Raw genomic sequence first — 21,374 nt, 5'->3', positions numbered from 1 at the left:
TTACATTTTTCACAAATTCTTAATACCTTTTTAAGGCTAAAAACAAATAGCTTTAGATAATTTTCAGCTTTATAGCAATCAATGAATACTAAATACATAGACTTAATTGACCAGTCTTTTTACTTCCCAACCGAAGAATTTAAACTGGATGAGAACAAATTACAGTTTCATGGTATTGACCTCATGGAACTCATTAAAGAGTACGGAGCGCCGTTAAAGTTTAGCTACCTGCCTAAGATCTCAGAGAACATCAATCGTGCAAAAAAATGGTTTGCAGATGCGATCGAGAAACATGATTACAAAGGCTCGTATAACTATTGTTATTGCACAAAAAGTTCACACTTTAAACATGTGCTTGATGAGGCTTTGAAGAACGATATACATATCGAGACTTCTTCTGCCTTTGATATCAATATTGTGCAAAAGCTTAAGGAAACAGGCAAGATCAGTGATAAAACATATGTGATTTGCAACGGTTTTAAGCGTGATCAATACATCAAGAATATTGCTGGCCTTATCAATGGTGGGCATCAAAACTGCGTTCCTATCATCGATAACTATGAGGAGCTAGATTTGCTTAGCAGCGAAATAAACTCTGACTTTAAAGTAGGAATTCGCATTGCATCTGAAGAAGAGCCAAAGTTTGAGTTCTACACCTCTAGGTTAGGAATAGGGTATAAAAACATTGTTCCTTTTTATGAAGACCAGATCAAGAATAATGATCAGGTAGAGCTGAAGATGCTTCACTTTTTTATCAATACGGGTATTCGTGATAACGCGTATTACTGGAACGAATTGATAAAATGTCTTAAGGTGTACACACGCCTTAAGAAGATCTGTCCTACTCTAGATAGTTTGAACATTGGTGGTGGTTTCCCTATTAAAAACTCATTAGCGTTTGATTACGATTACGCATACATGGTAGATGAGATCTTAAATCAGATCAAGATCACTTGTGAAGAAGCTGAGGTTCCTGTTCCGCATATTTTTACTGAGTTCGGGAGTTTTACCGTAGGTGAGAGTGGAGGTGCGATCTATGAAGTGTTGTATCAAAAACAACAGAACGATCGTGAGAAGTGGAATATGATAAACAGTAGTTTTATCACGACACTTCCAGATACTTGGGCAATCTCAAAACGCTTTATCATGCTACCGGTTAACCGCTGGGATGAAGAATATGAGCGCGTACTTCTAGGCGGTCTTACTTGCGATAGTGATGATTATTACAATAGTGAGCAACATAGTAACGCGATCTATTTACCTAGATATAAAAAAGAAAAACCATTGTATATAGGCTTTTTTAATACAGGAGCTTATCAAGAAACAATAGGTGGTTATGGTGGTTTACAACACTGCCTGATCCCGCAACCTAAACACATTCTTATTGATAAGGATGATGATGGAAATATCACAACACAAATATTTAACGAACAACAAAAAGCAGAAGATTTGCTTAAAATCTTAGGTTATGAGTACAACTAAAAACTTTGCTGGCATTCCGGATGAGTTTGCCAAGTTAGACAATGCGAAAATCGTATTGATCCCAGTTCCTTATGATGGGACAAGTACATGGCAAAAAGGTGCAGACAAAGGCCCACAGGCGTTTTTGCATGCAGCCGAGAACATGGAGCTTTATGATATCGAGACCGATACAGAGGTTTACCAGCAGGGCGTATTTTTGGCGGAAGCCATAAAAGAAAATGCATCTCCAGAAGCAATGGTTGATGCGGTACACAAAACCACAAAACAATACATTAAGCGCAATAAATTCGTGACGCTTTTTGGTGGTGAGCATTCTATTTCAATAGGCAGTATTCGCGCGTTTAGTGAACTGTTTGATGATCTTACCGTGTTGCATATAGATGCGCATGCCGATCTTCGTAAAGAGTACGAGGGTTCTTCTTGCAATCACGCTTGTGCTGTTTATGAAGCAAGCCAAACTACAAACCTTATTCAGGTAGGAATTCGTAGTATGGATGTGCTTGAGAAAACTGTGATGGATGAGGATAAAACCTTTTTTGCACACGAGATGGCGTCAGATGAATATTGGGTTGATAATGTGATCGATCTTTGTACTGATAATGTTTTTATCACCTTTGATCTAGATGCTTTTGATCCATCAATTTTGCCTTCTACCGGTACGCCAGAGCCAGGCGGACTGTTCTGGTATGAGACGATGGATTTCTTAAAGCGTGTGTTTGAGGAGAAAAACGTGGTAGGGTTCGATATTGTTGAACTTTGCCCTAACGAGGTTGATAAATCTTCAGATTTCCTTGCGGCGAAATTGTATTACAAAATGCTAAGCTATAAGTTTCAAGGAGAAGAAATAGAAGACGATTATGATAACAGCTATGTGTCAAAATCAGGAAAAACTAATGTGTCAAAATTTGATCTAAATGACGAAGACTAAAGGAAGTATTTCACAATTTATAGAAAAATATTACCTGCATTTTAACGCAGCAAGCGTTGTGGATGCAGCAAAAGCATACGAAGAACAATTAGAGAGCGGTGCAAAGATGCTTGTGTCTCTTGCGGGAGCGATGAGTACTGCAGAACTGGGTAAGATCTTTGCAGAGATGATACGCCAGGATAAAGTACAGATCATTTCTTGTACAGGGGCAAATCTTGAAGAAGATATCATGAATCTTGTGGCGCATTCACATTACAAGCGCGTGCCAAACTATCGTGATCTTACGCCTCAGGAAGAGTGGGAATTGCTTGAAAAGGGTTTAAACCGTGTTACAGATACATGTATTCCTGAGGAAGAAGCATTCCGTCGTTTACAACAGCATATCTTCAAGATCTGGAAAGACGCAGAGGATGCTGGTGAGCGCTATTTTCCGCATGAGTTTATGTACAAGATGTTGTTAAGTGGTGTTCTTGAAGAATACTACGAGATCGATCTTAAGGATTCTTGGATGTACGCTGCCGCGGAAAAAAATCTACCTATCGTAGTTCCTGGTTGGGAAGACAGTACAATGGGTAACATTTTTGCTTCTTATGTGCTCAAAGGCGAACTTAAAGCAAGCACAATGAAGTCTGGTATTGAATACATGACTTTTCTTGCAGATTGGTATACAGATAATTCTAAAAACGGAATAGGATTCTTCCAAATAGGTGGTGGTATCGCAGGAGATTTCCCTATTTGTGTAGTGCCAATGTTATATCAAGATATGGAGCGTGAGGATACACCATTTTGGAGTTATTTCTGCCAGATATCAGATTCTACCACAAGTTATGGATCATATTCAGGTGCAGTGCCTAATGAAAAGATCACTTGGGGTAAATTAGATATTGATACTCCTAAATTTATTATAGAAAGTGACGCTACCATCGTAGCGCCGTTGATCTTCGCATATCTTCTAGATATGTAATTAGAGATCGTATAAAAAAGAAAAACCTCATTAGCAATGATGAGGTTTTTTGTTTTTGTGAGTTATTTTCCGACGCCACGTATTATAACTTCGCCTTCTGATTTTTCTTTTTCGGTGTCTTTAGTTTCTATCATTATGATCTTAAAATCGCTTTTAATATTCTCAAAAGTCGTGCTCTCTTCATAAGCGATCGTTTTTAAAAGACTTTTGTCAAAGACCACTTCAGACGGCTTGTTTATAGGCTTACCATTGATTAAGAAAAGCGCATTACTACCATTAATGTCATTTTCTTGCGAAAGCTGAATAAGATTTACAAACGTAACAGCGTCTTTTGTTGTTATAAAGATTTGACCATTATCAGTGTTTTTCTTCACGCTAACGTCAATGATGTTTTCTGTGTTTATAAATGATTTTCCCATTTCTATTTTCTCACCGTTCAAAAAATATTCTGGTAGATTTTTGTCATGAGTTTCCTGACCTAGTATGATAGCCGGAAACAGCATCAGTAATAATACGATCTTGTGCATGCGATGTGATTTAAATGATTGATAATCTTAAAGATATTGCTTTTTGTTGGTTCGTGTGTCTTTTTTTGGCTTAAAGCCAAAATATCTTTACCCGCATCCTGTTTGTAAAAAACGTACTTTTGCGGTTTTCAAATAAAGGCATGTCGTATCAACTCACGGTAATTGTTCCCGTACATAATGAAGAAGAAAACCTCCCAAGGGTTGAAAAAGCGTTTTTAAACTTTTTTGAGGTTGCTTTGCTGCCCACAAAGGTGCTTTTTGTGAATGATGGTTCTACAGATACAAGTCAGCAGCTTATTGAAGAGATCTGTAAGCGTAGTGCCGGCTTTGAATATGTTTCTTTTAAAGAAAATAGAGGTCTTAGCGCAGCGATCAAAGCAGGTTTTGATCATGTTGACACTGCCTTTACGGGTTATATTGATAGTGACTTGCAGACCACTCCTGATGATTTTAATAAACTTATTCCTTCTATTGGTGAGTATGACTTAGTAACTGGTCATCGGGCTGATCGTAAGGATAGTTTTGTGAAAAATATGAGCAGTCGTATCGCAAATGGTATACGTCGTGCGTTTACGCATGATGGTATGGATGATACGGGTTGCCCGCTTAAGATCATTAAAACAGACTATGCAAAGCGCATCCCAATGTTTAAAGGCTTGCACCGCTTTTTACCAGCGATGATCATGTTGCAAGAAGGTAAAGTTTTGCAAGTGCCTATTAGGCATTTTCCTAGAGTGGCGGGTAAAGCGCACTTCGGGGTTTGGAATAGGCTGCTAGGTCCTTTAATGGACTGTTTTGCGTATCTATGGATGAAGAAAAAATACATTAACTATACGGTAGCAAAAAAGTCTGATGACTAGTGCCTGGTGGATATATGTTATAGGTTTTCTTGCCCAGATACTCTTTAGCGGGAGATTGATCCTTCAATGGATTCTCTCTGAAAAATCTAAAAAGGTTTTAACGCCGGCCAATTTCTGGTGGTTAAGTCTGGGAGCTTCTTTCTTACTTTTTGTTTATGGATATCTGCGCGAAGATTTTGCGATCATGCTGGGGCAGACGCTTACGTATTTTATTTACATAAGAAATTTGCAACTGCAAGGGCAATGGGCACGTAACCCTAAGGTGATCCAATATTTCCTATGGATCTTTCCGGTCTTGATCATTATTTATTCTTACAACAACGGCGCTTACGATATTGATAAATTGTTCAGGAATGAGAATATCCCGTTGTGGTTATTGCTGCTGGGTATTATTGCGCAAGTAGTATTTACTTGTCGTTTTATCTATCAATGGATTTATTCTGAAAGAAGAAAAAAATCATCATTGCCGCTAGGCTTCTGGATGCTTAGTTTGATAGGCGCGGTAATGATTTTGGCGTATGCCATAATACGTAAAGATCCCGTGTTATTTATAGGACACCTCATGGGATCGATCATTTACACAAGAAATATTAGGTTGTCCTTTGGTGAAGATAAATGATCCTAGTCCCCGAAAAATATCATATTCCGCTTTTGCTTCTTGTTTGTTTGTGCATCTTTTTCCCGCATCTGGGAGTGATGTATGAAAACATTATGGAAGCGCGCAATTTTGTGACTGCACGCGATATGGCAGAGCGTGGCAACTGGATATTTACCACGATCAATGGTGTGCCGCGCTATCAAAAACCACCTATGCCCACGTGGTTTACAGCTGCGTTCGGGATGATATTTGGGTTTAGTAAAATTTGGGCGTTGCGTTTACCCGCAGCGTTAATGGCGACACTGCTTACGGTTTCTGGTTACAAAGTGGGTAAAGAGATCTTTAAAGATGCCGCTCAGGCACTTACCGGAGCATTGATATTGGCGACTTCATTTTATATTGTTTTTGCTGGACGCAATGGTACTTGGGATATTTATTGTCATGCATTTACAGTGATGGGAATTTACTGTTTATGGCATTTCTTAAAAGGTAATAAAGTGTATGCTAATGCGGCTTGCGCCGGAATTTTCATCGGGTTCTCCTTTCTCAGCAAAGGGCCAGTTTCTCACTATGCATTGCTACTGCCTTTTATTATCGCGTATATCGCGGTGTATCGCCCAAAATTCAATCGTAAAAAAGGACTGCCGCTTACGGTTTTGATCTTGATGGCGCTCATCGTGGGATTGTCTTGGGGATTAATAGTTTACTTTTTTGATCACGATACGCTTACTAAAGTCCTTGCGCAAGAGGCTGCTGCACGAGGTAATCGCAATGTGAGACCATTTTATTATTATTGGTCGTTCTTCACTCAAAGCGGTATCTGGACGATTCCGGCATTTGTGAGTTTGTTATATCCTTATTTAAAAACTAAAGTGAAGGATCTGCAAGCTTATAAATTCACCTTGTGGTGGACGCTCGCCGCTGTGGTTTTGCTATCGATCATTCCAGATAAAAAATCTCGATATCTCATGCCAGTGTTGATTCCGCTGGCCTTAAATACCAGTTTTTACATCAAATATATCATTGAGAACTTTCAGGATTTTACAAATAAGTTTGAGAAGCTTCCGGTGTATTTTAATTTTATTGTGATCGCCGGTGCCGGCCTCTTAGCTGGCGTTGCGGGAATGTTTTTTCTCGATCTTAACGGACTTTGGGTTTGGTACGTTCTTTTGGCCTTGAGCCTTATTATTGTTGCAGTTTTAATGCTACGTGGCTTGCGCCAAAAAAATATCGCTCGCGTCTTCTGGTGTGTGATCGCATTTCTTTGCTGTGTGGTAGTTTTTGGATTTCCGGTGATGCGCGTGACGTATACAAATCCAGATTTTGATAGGCTTGCGCCAAAAATAACAGCGCTGCAACAACAAGGTGAAACGGTGTATGTGTATGATAATGGTTCGCCAGAATTGCTGTGGGATCTTGGTCAACCTTTACCGTCAATTGAAGGTGTAAACGGAATAGAGATCCCAGCAGAAAATGAATTTATTTTACTTCTAGATCATGCTAGAATTGAAGATTTTGAAGCCACTTTTAAGGACTATACCATTGAAAATCTTGAAATTATAGATGGTAATGTTTTACCTGCCACAAATCGAAATCATAAAGATAGACGGGTGGCGCATATGTATAAGGTGAGCAAAAAATAAATAAGCGTATTCTTTACGTGAAATTAAGTTTAAGATAACTTAGGCTTAAACTTCAAGCTGTTAATCAAGGTTAATTTTAGAGCCTAACTAATCTTAAACAAACAGTTTATGAAAAAACTCTACTCATTTTTTCTACTTTCTCTAATATCTATTGTTGCTTTTGGGCAGAGCGCTTTGATAACGGGTTATGTAGATAGTACTTGTCCTAGCGCAAACGGGCGCGTTCTTGAAATTTATATTGACGGCAAGATCGATCTTAGCGGTTGGGCTGTTCAAAGAATGGCAAATGGAGGTGGTTTTGGTAGCGATATCGACCTTTCTTCTTTAGGAGAAGTTGAAGATGCCTTTATTTATATCACCAATAATCAAACAGTTTTTGAAGGCGAGTTTGGTGTAAAAGATAATCTTATCCAGAGCGGAACGATCTCTAGTAATGGTGATGATGGCTTCCAGATCATTGATGCATCTTCTAATGTTATTGATCGTTTTGGGGGAGAAGGTAAAGACGGTTCTGGTGAAAGCTGGGAACATGTAGATGGTTATTATCTGCGTAACAGCGGTTCTGTTGCTAATGGTGGTAATTTTGATGTGTCAGAATTTACTATTTCTGCTATTGACGCGCTTGATGGTCAAGGAACATGTAACAGCGGTACTTCATTTTCTACTATTGTAGCTTTAGGATCTTTTACTGCTGCTACTGTGGCTAACCCTGTGATCGATTTTAAAGAAGAATCTACAGTGGTAAATGAAGGTGAGAACGCTTCAATAGTCGTTATGATCTCTGAAGCTCCATCTGCAGATGTTACTGTAGATATTAAAGTGGTTTATCCAAGCATTGGCGGTGAGATCACAGATAAAACCATCACATTTACTCCGGCAGGAGATCTTGAGCAAACAGTGGATTTTACTTTTGCAGATAACGCAGTTGCGGCTCCAGATATGTTATATGGTTTTGAACTTTCAAACGCGGCGAATGCTACAATAGGAGATGATAGCGCGCATGCGATCTATGTGCTAGACGACGAGGCACATGCTCCTGTGGGTACTGCGGCGTTGGGGATAAATTTTGGCGTAAGCTATAAAATTACAGGAGATAATCCTGGCTCTGAGATCGTGGCGCACGATGCGGCGACAGAGCGTCTTTTTGTGATGAATAGCGGCAATGCTTCTATTGAAGTTTTAGACTTTTCAGATCCTTTAAATATCACTGCTTTTTCTACCATCGATCTTTCTACTTATGGGGATTCTGGGACGAGTGTTGCTGTGATGAATGGCGTTGTAGCAGCAACTGCGGTTCCTGATGATAAAAATCTTAATGGTAACGTAGTTTTCTTTGATACTGATGGAAACTTCTTGAGCGCTGTTGAGGTTGGTTCGCTGCCAGATATGGTGGTTTTTACTCCAGATGGTACAAAAGTGCTAACAGCAAATGAGGGCGAGCCTAATAGTGATTATACCATTGATCCAGAAGGTACGGTTTCGGTAATTGATATTTCTGGCGGAGTGGCTAATCTAACTGCTGCAAATGTTACGACTTTAAACTTCAATATTTTTGATGATAAGAAAGAAGAACTTATTGCAGGCGGAATACGCATTTTTGGTCCTGGAGCTACAGTTTCACAAGATCTAGAGCCAGAATACATCGCAGTGTCGGCTGACTCAGAATTTGCTTGGGTAACCTTGCAAGAGAACAATGCTGTGGCGGTTATAGGCCTTGATGCATTGCAGATGAACACGCTTCTTCCACTGGGTTACAAAGACCATAGCTTACCTGAAAATACGCTAGATGCGTCAAATAAATCTGATATGATCTTTATGGCAAACTGGCCTATTTATGGGATGTATCAGCCAGATGCTATCGCAACGTATAATGTAGGCGGAGTAAACTATTTTGTAACGGCAAATGAAGGCGATGCACGTGAGTATGATCCGCTTGAAGAAGAGGTTGATCTAGGAGATATTACTTTAGATCCTAAGGCATTTCCTAACGCAGATCTTCTCGCTGAGTCGTGGAATCTAGGTAAACTTAAATTCACTGACCAAAACGGCGATACAGACGGCGATGGCGATTATGATAAGTTGTATGCCTTTGGCGGTAGATCATTTAGCATTTATAATCAAAACACTGGGAAGATGGTTTATGATAGCGGCGACGATTTTGAGCGTATCATAGCAGAAGACCCTACATGGAATCCTATTTTTAACGCTACAGATGATGAGAACGAATTCAAGAACCGAAGCGATAATAAAGGTCCAGAACCAGAGGCTGTGATCGTTAAAGAGATTGAAGGTAAATGGTATGCATTTGTAGGTCTTGAGCGCGTAGGCGGATTTGTGGTTTATGATATTACAGACCCACAGAGCCCAATTTTTGAGGGATATTACAACAACCGTAGCACAGCGCCTGGCGAAGATATCACAGGAGACCTTGCTCCAGAAGGCATCGTGTATGTTAAGCCAGAAGAGAACAGCTTAGAAAAAGGTCTTGTGGTGATCGCAAATGAGGTGAGCGCTACGATCAGTGTTTATACTTTAGACAACGTTACGATGAGTGTTAATGATTTCGCTGTTGCGAAAAATACTTTTAAAGTATATCCCAACCCAGCTTCAGGAAATCATGTTTTCTTTGCAAAACCTACCACTTATAAATTATACGATATTCAAGGAAGGATGCTTAAAAATGCTGAAAATGCGGTAAGCGTTGAGGTTGGCTCCTTAAATCCTGGAACCTATATTTTGACTAACGAAAGTGGTCAAACCAATAAAGTTATCATTCAGTAGATCAACTTTTTTTATTGAGTCGTCCTAAAATAGGTTGACAGTTTTTAATAATTTAAATCAATCCCTTGGAGCTAACTTCAAGGGATTTTTTGTTGTGTATAAAATTAGGTGTTTTGTAGTTAAGGCTTAGATGTGGTCTTTGATTATTATAAGTTTTAATAGACTGCTGAACTAGCAGGCTGAGTTCTTTGCCTGTATTGCATTTGTTTATTAAGAACTCACTCTTCAATATCCCGTTAATTCGTTCTGCTAATGCATTTTGATAACAGTCATATCCATCTGTCATTGAAGGTATCGCATTTGATCGCTTCAATTGAGTTTGATACAACGAAGAACAATACTGCAAGCCTCTGTCAGAATGGTGTATTACCTCGCTTGATGTGGTTCTACTCTTATTAGCCATTTTCATTGCTTTAACTACATTTTCTGCACTCATGTCATCACTTAGATGATAGCCCATTATTTTTCTGCTAAAAGCGTCTGTCACCAAGGAAAGATAATGTGTCCTTTCTCTACTCTTGATGTAAGTAATATCGCTTACAAAGTATTGCTCTGGTCTTACGGGTGTAACATCTTTCATTAGGTTAGGGTGTTTTTTTAGCCAATGCCGAGAGTCTGTTGTCCTTGTGTAATTCTTTCTTGGTTTTATAAGCATTGATTCTGACCTGAGATAATCAAATAAGGCGTCCCTGCCTATTTTAACTCCCATCTTTTCAAACTCAACGTTGAGTAAATAATACAGTTTACGAGTACCTAGTCTTGGCATTTGCTGGCGCACCCTTAAAATCAGCGGTTTGATCAAGGCAAGTTCATCAGCTCTTGTCCTTTCTCGCATTTCTGCTTGATAGACAGCCTGTCTGCTTATCCCAAACAATCTGCAACAACGTGACAGGCTTAGTCGGTGTTCTTGCCGGATTCGTTGGATTGATTGGGCAAATACTTTTTTCGAATAGAAGTTCCGTATTGCTGATCTGAGATATCGATCATTGTGTTGAGAATCTTATTCTTAAGCTTCTCATCTGACAGCTCTTTTTCAAGCCTCTTGATCTTTTGAGCAGGTGTTTCCTTCATTGTATTACAGGTAAGTCTTGTCTTTGGTTTACTCCAGTCTAAGGTACCGTGTTTGCGCAACCAAACCAAAACAGTACTCCTTCCTTGAATACCGTACGCTTTTTGGGCTTGCTTATAAGTCATTTCGCCCTTTTCTACCTGAGATACAACCGCCAATTTAAAGCCTAAATTGTAATCACGCTGAGTCCGTTTCTGCTCAGCTCCTTCTGAGTCTTTCATAAATAAGTCGAATTTGTGTCAACTTATTTCAGGACGAGACATATACTCTAAATAAGCCTTCGAGATTTTCTTGGGGGCTTTTTCTTTTTCTTTTTCTTTTGGCTGCAGCCAAAAAATCTCATAAAGCATAAATAAAACCACCGAACCATATTCTAAGCCTAATAGCCAGTAATTTTCTTTAACTTCTTCAACGCCGTAAGCATAATAACTAAGCATTACAGTTCCTGCCCATAATAAAGGAAATCTGTAGCGTGTGAAAAGACAAAGCAAAAGTGGTGTCGCCGCATACCAAGGATGAACGGTAGTTGATAATAAGAAATAGAAAAAGATGCTAAAAACCATCGTCGCAATGAGAGGTTTTAAGCGTACACCTTTGCCAAAAATCGACAACCCAACCACAAATAAAAATGTGATTGTCGCCAGATAAGGCGTTACTTTAGTGAGCACATTATATCCTTTAATAGAAAACCCGATCTCGCGTATGATGTAAAAAATGCTCGCATTAAACTCAAACTTCTGAAACCATAAAGCAACACTCTGCGCAAAATTATCTACCAGAAATCCTGTGAGAAATGGCATAAAGGTGAGAAAAACAGAAAGCGCAACCGTGACATAAAAACCTAGGAGCTTAAATATGGAAGTCTTTGAGGGTTTTAATTTGTTTGTTTTACGCTCTTTGATGAGGAATTTCCAGAGTAGTGGTAAAAATATCAGCGGGATCAATTTTACGCTTATAGAAACTCCGATCAATAATGCCGCATAAAACCAGCGACCGTGATATAACATATAAATTCCGCTGAGCAGGAAGAACAACATCATGCCTTCAAAGTGAATATTACCAGCAAACTCAATGATCACAAAAGGATTAAGAAAATACCAGAATATTCTGTGTTCAGGAAGTTTAAGGTCTTCTAATAATTTTCTACCAATGATCACAATGCCCAGATCTGCAAAAATGAGCAGTATACGATAAGCGATCAGCGTGCCGCTGATAGATTCCCAACCTATCATCGCACCCATGGCAAAGAACAATTGATTAATAGGAGGGTAGTTTGTAAAATGACTAGCATTAAGCGCGCCCATGCCATCCACGAGTTGTTGTCCTTGAGCAAAATAATAATCACTAGTAACCGCCCATTGAGCTGGCGTGCTGAGATAGGGATTTTCGCCAGAGATCAACATGCGTCCATCCCAAATAAAACGGTAAAAATCCTGCGATAGATTAGGCATCGCAAATAGAAAAACGAACCTAAATAGCACACCGATGATCACCAGTGTGGTAAAGTTCACTTTCATAAGCTGTATGAGTTTGTAGCTTAAAAAAGTGAGCCCGGCATAAAGTGTAATGAGTTTTACAAAATCTGCACGTTCTAGATCGTAGGCAAAAGTGCAATACATCGCTAGAATTCCTAAAACGATCAGAATCTGAAATTTATAAAGCTTCAGGAATTTTATCATTGCGCGTACCATTTTTTCATTACCGCTTCTGCAGGTTTTCCTTGTGGGGTAAAGCGATTATTTTCTTGCTGTATGGTGCGATCATGATCATGAAACCACTTCCAGGAAAAACCACCGGCAAACCAAGGTTCTCCCCAAAATGTTTCAAAAAGCGCTTCGTATAGATTTTCTTGTGCTTCGGTGTTCATTTTACCATCATGGCGTTCGCTCGTCCATGGTTCACGGCCTGCAAAGTCAGAACTTCTGTAACCATATTCGGTAAAAAGAATGGGTTTGTTGCGCTTCCGCGAAAGCGAGGCTAATAGTTCTTTATGCGTTTTCCAACCTTTTTTTGCATCAGCGATCGTAGGTGTTTGCATCATTGATACCGGGAAATATGCATCTGCGCCAATATAATCCAGATATTCCCAAAATTGTACTTTATCCACTTTATCCCAGTTTTCGGCATAGGTGATCTTTCCTTTGTAAACTTCACGAACATCTTTTATGAGCTTGCGCCAGAATGCTGGTCGCGCATTTGTGAAGTTGTAGAGTTCTGTGCCAATGCATAAGATTTCTACATTTTCTTCCTGAGCTAATTTCGCGTAAAGCAAAATATACGCAGCATAACTATCTTCAAATTGCTTCCAGGCGACTTCACTAGGCAACAGCATATCGCCTGTAAATTCGCCACGCCAAATCCATAAATGCGGCTTGAGCATCACTTTAATATTGTTGTTATGCAACTGCTCAATAGCTTGTTTTACACCTTCTCTACGCTCGCCATACCATTGTCTTTCGGTATTAAAAATAACCTCAGGATTTGCTGTGTCGCGTATAAAACCATAAGGGATCACAGCGGTATGCGTCGCGTTGATCTTAAGTAGCGGATCTATGTGATTTTGAGCGATCGTGTCGTGTGAAGCCACATAACTCACACCTTTAATTTTTTCTTGAACCACAGGACTCGCATAGCACGAGACCAGAAGCATGGCGGGTAATAAAAGCAACAGGAAAAGGGGGCTTTTCTTCATAGGTTCAATTTACTCATTTAACTCGAAGCGCAATAGCGATCTGCAAATCTCAGCCTAGATTTTACCAAAAATTTAGAGCTATTCTAAATCCTGCGCCCACTTTAAGTTTATATCTTTAAAATCTACCTAATCTCACATTTGCTATGGAGCACGTTGTCATCATAGGCAATGGCATCGCCGGCGTTACCGCGGCACGTCACATCAGGAAAAACTCAGATAAGCGCATCACTATAATCTCTGGTGAGGCAGATCATTTTTTCTCACGCACGGCTTTGATGTATGTGTACATGGGCCATATGCGCTGGCAGGATATTAAGCCGTATGAAGATTGGTTCTGGGAGAAAAACAGGATCGAACTTAAGAAGGCTTGGGTAGAAAAAGTAGATGTTGAGAACAAGCGATTGATTTTCGCTCAAGGCGAAAAGTTCTCTTACGATACCTTGATAATAGCTTCTGGTAGCCTTACGGCGAAATATAATTGGCCAGGTCAAGATCTCAACGGAGTTCAGGGATTGGTAACAAAGCAAGACCTCGAACTGCTAGAAAAAAATGCACCGAATAACAAAGAATGCAAACACGCCGTCATCATAGGCGGCGGCTTGATAGGCGTAGAACTCGCCGAAATGCTCCACACCCGTAAAATTCCAGTTACGATGCTGGTGCGCGAAGAAGGATTCTGGAGTAGTGTTTTGCCCATGGGCGAAGCTTCAATGATCTCACGACACATAAAATCGCATGGCATAGATTTGCGTCACGGCGAAGAACTTGATACGATTATTGACGACGGCGATGGCAATGTAAAAGCGATCATCACAAAAAAAGGTGAAGAAATCATTTGTGACCTCGTTGGGATCACTACAGGAGTGAAGCCTAATATCAGTTTTCTTGAAAATTCAGGGATTGAATGTGGTAAGGGAATTCTAGTTGATGAACATCTACAAACTAATGTTGACAGTGTGTATGCCATTGGCGATTGTGCGCAATTAAGAAATGCGCCATCGCACCGCAAATCTATAGAAGCAGTTTGGTATGTAGGTAGGATGATGGGTGAGACCGTTGCGCAAAACATTTGTGGAAAAACCTTTAAATATAAACCGGGACATTGGTTTAACAGTGCTAAGTTTTTTGACATAGAATATCAAACCTACGGTCAGGTTTCAAGCGAGAAGAACAAACCTGAAAATGAAGCACATTTTCACTGGAAGCATGACGATGACACAAAATGGGTAACAATAGCGTATGATAAGAATTCAAATCAATTTCTGGGCATAAACACCTTCGGGATTAGGATGCGTCACGAGGTTCTTGATAGATGGCTGTCTGAAAAAGTAAGCATTGATCATGTGGTAGAAAATTTGGCGAAAGCCAACTTTGATCCAGAATTCTTCACACGCCTTGAACCACAGATTTTAAAAGCTTTTAATTTAAAACAGCCAGACCTCACAGGTTTCCAAAACCTGTGAGGTCTTGAAATAAAAATATGAATACAAATTTTAAAAGCATGTCGCTAGCGGTCGAACCGCCCAAAGCAATCTCAAAAAAACAGCGCATTGCGGTTTTTATAGGAGTTCTGGGCTTGTTCATTTTAGCGCTAGCGTTATTTAACGTCAACTTCCCGAACAAAACAGTGTTTTTGTCACTTGCAATTGGGTTGATTACTGTGGGGACGATCTTGTTTTCAAACAGGTTGTATCTGGGTAAACACGCCGGGATAAAAAACGACGGAGTCTATTTTAAATCCATGTCGAGCAAAGGGATTCTAGGCTGGGTCACGGGAATCGTTTTGACACTTTTTTACGTGGTTTTGTACTGGTTTCCGCAATACTTAGGATTAAATGCAGAGGGAGAAAACACCGGGCTTATTGCACTTTTTGATCCGTTGAGCAAATTGCTCAATGGCGGTCCTGCAAGTCAGTGGTTTGTGTATGGAACGCTGTACACTGTGGCGATTCTTGTTTTTGGATACAAGTTCATTTTAAAGTACAGACACAATCGTTACGAGCAAATTCGTACCGTTTCGGTAATGTTTTTTCAGTTGGCTTTTGCCTTTATCATCCCAGAAATCTTGGTGCGATTAAATCAGCCGTATTATGATTTTAAAAATGTTTGGCCGTTAAATTATGACCTGTTTGCAGGCTACAGGATTTCAGAATCCTTGAGTGCTGGTGGTGTGGGATTGGCAATGTTGATCTTTGGTGTGCTGAGTATTTTTGTGATAACACCTATTCTAACTTATAAATTTGGTAAACGTTGGTATTGCTCATGGGTTTGTGGTTGCGGCGGACTTGCCGAAACTGCTGGTGATCCTTATCGTCATCTTTCAGATAAACGAATGTCTGCCTGGAAGGTAGAGCGCTGGGTGATTCATAGCGTGGTGGTTTTTGTCACGGTGATGACCATTGCGGTGGTGTATTCTTTTTTGGCTGGCGCCGAAAGTTCATCAATAAGCAAATGGTCGCAGTTGCAGGATAAGGTTGTAATTATGAGCGAGCCTGGAGACAAACCCGTTATTGACCGTATCGCTGCCGCGGAAGAAGCCGGCGCAAAAGCAGTGGTATTTGTGAATAAAACTGAGGAAGCGATCATGCTACCTGATAGCGAGACCGCGAATATTGATTACATCGTGGTCAATGAAGGTCAAAATAAAGAAGCCTTAAAAAATATTGAGCAGGGCAACGGCGGAATATTGATCAACGCCGAAGGTGGCGATAACATGGAAATCGCAGCAAATCAAGAATACCAGAAGTTTGACCATGTCTGGCTTACAAAAGATCTATTTGTCTTTCTTGTCGCGCTTTTGCTTACTGCCGTTTTTACTTGGGTAATGGTTTTTCGTAGAAATAGGTTAGCAAAAGATGCTAAAAAGGGCGCCATCATCTATTTTTCGGTGGTGATGGGTATTTTGCTTGTTACTTATTTTGCAGGGATGAACCTGTTTTTCTTCAATAGCTATCAGTTGCGTTCTACTTATGGTTTTGTGATAGGCTCAATGTTTAGCGGCGTTATTGGCGTGGGTTTTTATCCCATTTTTGGAAGCCGAGTTTGGTGCCGTTTTGGTTGTCCCATGGCAGCGATTTTAGGTTTCCAGCAGCGACTTTTTTCTAAATTTAGGATTACTACAAATGGCGGTCAATGTATTTCTTGCGGTAACTGCTCAACCTATTGTGAGATGGGTATTGATGTTAGGGCTTACGCCCAAAAAGGAGAAAACATCGTGCGTAGCTCATGCGTAGGCTGTGGAGTTTGCTCGGCGGTCTGCCCACGTGGCGTGCTTAAATTAGAAAATGACAATCGCAAAAACCGAATCAACAGCAACGAGATACTTTTAGGTAACGATATTGATTTAATGGATTATGTGAATAACGGTAAAGCTTAAGAAATTTTATTAAATTGGGCATCTAACCACTAATTAAAAAAGTATGTTCTTAGGAATGATCGGCCCTTGGCAAATAATATTAATATTCGTTACTATTTTCGGATTGATCTTGCCGCTTATTGCCTTGATCGATATCATTCGCAGTGAATTTGAAGGTAACAATAAACTTATTTGGGTGCTGATCGTGATCTTTCTAAGCATCCTTGGAGCATTACTTTATTTTGCTATTGGACGTAAGCAAAAAATCAACAAAGCTTAAAGACCTCGTCAGGTAAAAAGATTATATGCGTCTAAACGCTGAAGAAAGGCTATTTTTGCCCAAATTTTCAGCAGATTAACGCAAAGCAAGCTCATATCAAGGTTATCATTCCGGCTTTTAATGAAGCAGACTCCATCGCGCTTGTGGTGGGCGATATTCCTGATTTTGTTGATGAGGTTATCGTGGTGAGCAATGCTTCTACAGACGCCACCGAAATTAATGCCGCAAGCGCAGGCGCTACCGTGCTTACAGAAAATCGCCCGGGTTATGGCAATGCTTGTCTCAAAGGCATGCAATATGTCGCGCAGCAAAACCCTAAACCTGATATCATCGTATTTCTTGATGGAGATTATAGCGACTTCCCTGAGCAGATGAACGAACTCGTGGCACCTATTATCAATGACGAAGTCGACTTTGTCATTGGAGCACGTGTGAGTCGCTTTCGCGAAAGCGGTAGCATGACTTTCCCGCAGCGTTTTGGGAACTGGCTTGCCACCTCATTAATGCGTTTGTTTTTTGGTGCACGATTTACAGATTTAGGTCCGTTTAGGGCGATAAAATATGACAAGTTGCTGCATTTAAAAATGGAAGACAAAACCTATGGCTGGACGGTAGAAATGCAACTCAAAGCCATAAAACAAAAACTGCGATACACTGAAATTCCTGTAAAATACCGCAATCGCATAGGCGTCTCAAAAGTATCTGGCACGGTGAAAGGCGCTATCTTTGCAGGAGTAAAAATCCTGGGATGGATTTTTAAATACAGCTTTAAATGAACACGTTTGTTATCATAATTTACTCACTCGCGCTGCTGCTTATTTTCTTGTACAGCGTGGCGCAATTACAGTTGTTAGTGAATTATTTGCGTGCAAAAAAGCAGGATGACGCTTCCGCGAAATGGAATCTTACAGACGAAAAGCAAGTTCCTTTTGTAACCGTACAATTGCCGTTATACAACGAGTTGTACGTGGTAGAACGTTTGCTTGAGAATATCGCCAAACTTGATTATCCCAAAGATAAACTCGAAATTCAAGTGCTGGACGACAGCACAGATGAAAGTCTGGAAACTACGGGAAAAAAGGTAGAACAACTTCAAAAAAACGGACTTGATATACAACACATCACGCGCACAGACCGTAGCGGTTTTAAGGCCGGTGCGCTTAAAGAAGGTTTAAAAATCGCAAAAGGCGAGTTCATCGCCATTTTTGATTCAGATTTTATGCCTAAGCCAGACTGGTTGCGTAAAACAGTTCCTTATTTTAAGGATGAAAAAATAGGCGTGGTGCAAACCCGCTGGGGACATCTCAATCGCAATTTTTCTTTGTTGACCAAAATTCAGGCGTTTGCTCTCGATTTTCATTTTGTGTTAGAACAAGTGGGAAGAAACTTTGGTAACCATTTTATAAACTTCAATGGTACAGCGGGGATTTGGCGAAAGCAAACTATTCTTGATGCCGGAAACTGGAGTGGAGATACTTTGACAGAAGATCTTGATCTGAGCTATCGCGCCCAACTGAAAAAATGGAAGTTCAAATATCTTGAAAGCGTTGAAACTCCCGCAGAACTTCCTGTTGCTATAAGTGCAGCGCGCTCGCAACAATTTAGGTGGAATAAAGGCGCTGCGGAGAATTTTCAAAAAATTTATAGCAAGGTTTTAAAGGATGATTCGGTTTCTTTTGGGACCAAGTTTCATGGCTTTTTTCACCTGTTGAACAGCAGTATGTTTTTGCTGGTTTTGCTCATTGCAGTGTTGAGTGTTCCGGTTTTGTACATTCAGCAGACGGATGCAGATTTTAGTTGGTATCTCAATTTTGTCGCGTTTTTTGGCGTAAGCACAATCATATTTTTTGTTTGTTATTGGGTGGCGTATCGCAGGATTCATGGCGGTGGCGTGAAGAATTTCTTCAAGTTTGTGGGAATGTTTTTCTTGTTCTTTTCTGTTGCGATGGGCTTTAGCGTTCATAATTCGCTAGCGGTTCTTGAGGGGCATTTTGGTAAAAAATCTGAATTTATACGTACGCCAAAATTCAACATCAGCGACTTAAAAAAAGGCTGGAAGAGCAATCAATATCTTTCTAAGAAGCTTCCGCTAAATACGATCATTGAGCTGGTGCTTTTTGGATATTTTGGGTTCGCAATTTATTATGGGATTTCTCAGCAAGCGTACGGCATGCTTATCTTTCATATCATGCTTTTTGCTGGCTTTGGTTTTGTGGCTTTTAAGTCGCTTGCTGCCCGGCTTTAAAAGGCTAAACTCTTCTTAATTCACAAGAGTTTAAGGGAAAGAGATATGGGTTTTGAGTACTTTTCGTGAAAACGAAAAAACTAACAAAATGTCTATTTTACTTATTCTAATTACTATCTTATTACCGCCACTTGCTGTTGCTATGAAGCAAGGCATTGGGACGGCTTTTCTTGTAAATATTTTGCTTACGCTTCTTGGCTGGTTGCCGGGTGTGATCCACGCTTTTTATGTGAACAGTAAAGGAGCTTAATTACTCACCAGTTACGGCTTCTGGAGATTTTTTTAATGCACTAGAATTACGCTTATTGCGAATGTTATTCACGTAATATTGATGCAATTCTTCTGCGTCTGCGCCCATCCATTTTTTTACATAAATGCTCCAGAAGTGGTACTGCAAATACCATATTCCTTTTTCTTCATAGAGTCTGGCAGAGGTGGTTAACCACTCTTGAATAACCACAAATTTCTTGCGAGCATATAGTTCGTTGATCAAAATATTGTCTTCATAGATCACAAAAGTTTCATCATAACCGCCTATTTCATCAAATAGTTCTCTGGTTATAAATTGACTTTGATCGCCGCCGCGACAGGCTCGCCAAGAGAATTTTGTAAGCCATCCAGCAAGACGCAGCCACCAGTGGTTGTTGTCGAATTTCATTTTAAAACAACCTGCAGGATTGCCCTTCTTCACTTGCTCTTGTATTAAAGAGTCAAAGCCTTTCGGCGGAGTAGAGTCTGCATGCAGAAAGTAAAGAATTTCACCACTTGAAGCATCTGCGCCAGCATTCATCTGTTTTGCGCGGCCTCGATTTGAGTGAATAACTTTAATGGAAGTTACTGGAGAACTTTTGGCGAAAGCTAAAACAATATCTACGGTGTTGTCATCACTACCGCCATCTACCACAAGAATCTCGCAATCTTCTTTGTGGTGAAGATGCGAGGTTATCTTTGTGAGTGCATTAGCGATGTTGCTAGCCTCGTTTAAAACGGGTATAATTATGCTGAGCATCGCCTAAACATACGGAATATTCTCAATTATAGATTTATTCTCGGTAATTATTGTTTGTTTAAGTTCCAGTCGTAGTCTTTATAACTTAAGGTCGCGCTTGTGTTGATCTGCGTTTTACTGAATTTGTTGATGTAATCAATTACCTTGGGAGCTTCGTCTGTAATAAAATCTTTTTTGTACCAATCAAATATCGAAGAAACCTTAGGGCTGTTTTTTGAAATATCGTTCTTGTCAGAATTCACAAATTCTTCAGAAGCCTTTTGTAATTGTTCATTAATTGATGCAGCGGTGTAAGCTTCATTCATCAATTTTGGGCAAGACATAGATGCGCAGTTTATGGCAAAATGAATTCTAGGTTCATTCATTTTTCTTAGAATTCCGTTTTCAATTCCTCCTAGCGAAAGTTTCTTGCCTCTTACAGGAACGATGGCTTTAGTCCAAGCGCCGTCAATATCTTTTATGCTTTTTACATTAGGATTATCTAGTATCAACTTAACCGTGTATGCGTTATACAAATTGATGTAATATGCTAACAATTCTTGAACGCTCCAGTCATTATCAGGATCTTGAGAAGATAGATAATCTAGATATTCTTGCAGTGCTGCTTTATCACTTGCAAAACCTTTATAGTCTACTAAACCAGCATTGCTCACATGTTTTTTAAGCAAAGTAGTCCAGTCGCTGTGATCAAGGTTTACAGCGCTATTTGCCGTGGTTGATGTAAGATCGCCAGTAACCTCTTTAGTAGGTTGACCTTGGCTAGAAATACCCGCCGCCGAAAGTAAGTTGCAACTCTGCGTGGTGCATAAAAATGTAAGAATAATAGCAATAGTAAGGTAACGTTTCATGGTGTGCTTTTGTATCATTTACGTAAGATACATACTCGTGGTTGTATAAAAACGACATTAACAGCAAGCTTAACATAATTGGTAAAACCTTGT

At 39.9% G+C, this 21,374-nt stretch carries 19 protein-coding genes; 13 read left to right on the top strand and 6 right to left on the bottom strand.

All coding sequences use genetic code 11. From position 1 onward, the window contains the following. Positions 1-81: 81 nt before the first annotated feature. Genes ACZ5L8_RS11385 through ACZ5L8_RS11375 form a run of 3 tightly spaced genes read left to right on the top strand, consistent with a single transcriptional unit; the run spans position 82 to position 3,374 of the window. Positions 82-1,482 (top strand): arginine decarboxylase, encoded by a 1,401-nt coding sequence (locus ACZ5L8_RS11385; protein WP_464437586.1) that lies wholly within the window; start codon positions 82-84, stop codon positions 1,480-1,482. Next, positions 1,469-2,410: an agmatinase gene (gene speB / locus ACZ5L8_RS11380; protein ID WP_464437585.1), complete on the top strand. Its 942-nt coding sequence runs from the start codon at positions 1,469-1,471 to the stop codon at positions 2,408-2,410. Before ACZ5L8_RS11385 ends, speB begins: the two co-directional genes overlap by 14 nt. Next, complete coding sequence (locus ACZ5L8_RS11375) at positions 2,397-3,374, top strand: deoxyhypusine synthase family protein (protein ID WP_464437581.1); 978 nt, start codon at positions 2,397-2,399, stop codon at positions 3,372-3,374. The genes speB and ACZ5L8_RS11375 overlap by 14 nt, the downstream gene beginning before the upstream one ends. 62 nt (positions 3,375-3,436) lie before the next feature. Here the strand turns inward: ACZ5L8_RS11375 and ACZ5L8_RS11370 are convergent, their stop codons facing one another. Further along, complete coding sequence (locus ACZ5L8_RS11370) at positions 3,437-3,901, bottom strand: hypothetical protein (protein ID WP_464437579.1); 465 nt, start codon at positions 3,899-3,901, stop codon at positions 3,437-3,439. Between the two features lie 140 nt (positions 3,902-4,041). Here ACZ5L8_RS11370 and ACZ5L8_RS11365 point away from each other — a divergent pair, with 140 nt between their 5' ends. The 4 genes from ACZ5L8_RS11365 to ACZ5L8_RS11350 all read left to right on the top strand — a co-directional run bounded on the left by ACZ5L8_RS11365 (position 4,042) and on the right by ACZ5L8_RS11350 (position 9,783). After that, a complete protein-coding gene (locus tag ACZ5L8_RS11365) occupies positions 4,042-4,761 on the top strand; it encodes a glycosyltransferase (RefSeq protein ID WP_464437577.1) in 720 nt (239 codons plus the stop codon). Beyond that, positions 4,754-5,380, top strand: coding sequence for a lipid-A-disaccharide synthase N-terminal domain-containing protein (locus ACZ5L8_RS11360; protein WP_462597208.1), 627 nt, complete (start codon positions 4,754-4,756; stop codon positions 5,378-5,380). Before ACZ5L8_RS11365 ends, ACZ5L8_RS11360 begins: the two co-directional genes overlap by 8 nt. Further along, positions 5,377-7,002, top strand: coding sequence for an ArnT family glycosyltransferase (locus ACZ5L8_RS11355; protein WP_464437575.1), 1,626 nt, complete (start codon positions 5,377-5,379; stop codon positions 7,000-7,002). The genes ACZ5L8_RS11360 and ACZ5L8_RS11355 overlap by 4 nt, the downstream gene beginning before the upstream one ends. 108 nt (positions 7,003-7,110) lie before the next feature. Next, complete coding sequence (locus tag ACZ5L8_RS11350; protein WP_464437574.1) at positions 7,111-9,783, top strand: choice-of-anchor I family protein; 2,673 nt, start codon at positions 7,111-7,113, stop codon at positions 9,781-9,783. A 52-nt stretch (positions 9,784-9,835) separates the two neighbouring features. Here the strand turns inward: ACZ5L8_RS11350 and ACZ5L8_RS11345 are convergent. From ACZ5L8_RS11345 to ACZ5L8_RS11335, 3 genes are all read right to left on the bottom strand, one after another. Further along, positions 9,836-11,073 (bottom strand): IS3 family transposase gene (locus ACZ5L8_RS11345; RefSeq protein WP_464437571.1). Its coding sequence is split into 2 segments (ribosomal slippage): positions 9,836-10,713 and positions 10,713-11,073, totalling 1,239 coding nucleotides; the frame shifts between segments, so codons are not numbered across the junction. Positions 11,074-11,091: 18 nt separating this feature from the next. Continuing rightward, entirely contained in the window at positions 11,092-12,531 is a 1,440-nt protein-coding gene (locus ACZ5L8_RS11340) for a mannosyltransferase (protein ID WP_464437569.1), read from the bottom strand. Then, entirely contained in the window at positions 12,528-13,544 is a 1,017-nt protein-coding gene (locus tag ACZ5L8_RS11335; RefSeq protein ID WP_464437567.1) for a glycoside hydrolase family 113, read from the bottom strand. Before ACZ5L8_RS11335 ends, ACZ5L8_RS11340 begins: the two co-directional genes overlap by 4 nt. A gap of 143 nt (positions 13,545-13,687) precedes the next feature. Here ACZ5L8_RS11335 and ACZ5L8_RS11330 point away from each other — a divergent pair, with 143 nt between their 5' ends. The 6 genes from ACZ5L8_RS11330 (at position 13,688) to ACZ5L8_RS11305 (ending at position 19,674) form a co-directional block, all read left to right on the top strand. Next, the gene (locus ACZ5L8_RS11330) at positions 13,688-15,007 is read left to right on the top strand and encodes an NAD(P)/FAD-dependent oxidoreductase (RefSeq protein ID WP_464437566.1); all 1,320 of its coding nucleotides are present in this window, start codon (positions 13,688-13,690) and stop codon (positions 15,005-15,007) included. A 38-nt stretch (positions 15,008-15,045) separates the two neighbouring features. Next, complete coding sequence (locus ACZ5L8_RS11325) at positions 15,046-16,920, top strand: 4Fe-4S binding protein (protein ID WP_464437565.1); 1,875 nt, start codon at positions 15,046-15,048, stop codon at positions 16,918-16,920. Positions 16,921-16,963: 43 nt separating this feature from the next. Beyond that, complete coding sequence (locus ACZ5L8_RS11320) at positions 16,964-17,179, top strand: PLDc N-terminal domain-containing protein (RefSeq protein WP_464437563.1); 216 nt, start codon at positions 16,964-16,966, stop codon at positions 17,177-17,179. 74 nt (positions 17,180-17,253) lie between these two features. Then, positions 17,254-17,955, top strand: coding sequence for a glycosyltransferase family 2 protein (locus tag ACZ5L8_RS11315; RefSeq protein WP_464440948.1), 702 nt, complete (start codon positions 17,254-17,256; stop codon positions 17,953-17,955). Further along, the gene (locus ACZ5L8_RS11310; RefSeq protein WP_464437562.1) at positions 17,952-19,424 is read left to right on the top strand and encodes a cellulose synthase family protein; all 1,473 of its coding nucleotides are present in this window, start codon (positions 17,952-17,954) and stop codon (positions 19,422-19,424) included. The genes ACZ5L8_RS11315 and ACZ5L8_RS11310 overlap by 4 nt, the downstream gene beginning before the upstream one ends. Positions 19,425-19,512: 88 nt before the next feature. Next, positions 19,513-19,674, top strand: a complete 162-nt coding sequence (locus tag ACZ5L8_RS11305; RefSeq protein WP_462597217.1) for a YqaE/Pmp3 family membrane protein — start codon at positions 19,513-19,515, stop codon at positions 19,672-19,674. Here ACZ5L8_RS11305 and ACZ5L8_RS11300 read toward each other — a convergent pair whose 3' ends face one another. Both ACZ5L8_RS11300 and ACZ5L8_RS11295 read right to left on the bottom strand, forming a co-directional pair. After that, positions 19,675-20,433: a TIGR04283 family arsenosugar biosynthesis glycosyltransferase gene (locus ACZ5L8_RS11300; protein ID WP_464437559.1), complete on the bottom strand. Its 759-nt coding sequence runs from the start codon at positions 20,431-20,433 to the stop codon at positions 19,675-19,677. A 47-nt stretch (positions 20,434-20,480) separates the two neighbouring features. After that, complete coding sequence (locus ACZ5L8_RS11295; protein WP_464437557.1) at positions 20,481-21,281, bottom strand: DUF547 domain-containing protein; 801 nt, start codon at positions 21,279-21,281, stop codon at positions 20,481-20,483. Between the last annotated feature and the right edge of the window lie 93 nt (positions 21,282-21,374).

It is taken from the genome of Leeuwenhoekiella obamensis, from assembly GCF_055391795.1.
Note: the sequence above shows the minus strand (reverse complement) of the source record. Positions and strands in the feature narration are given on the sequence as shown.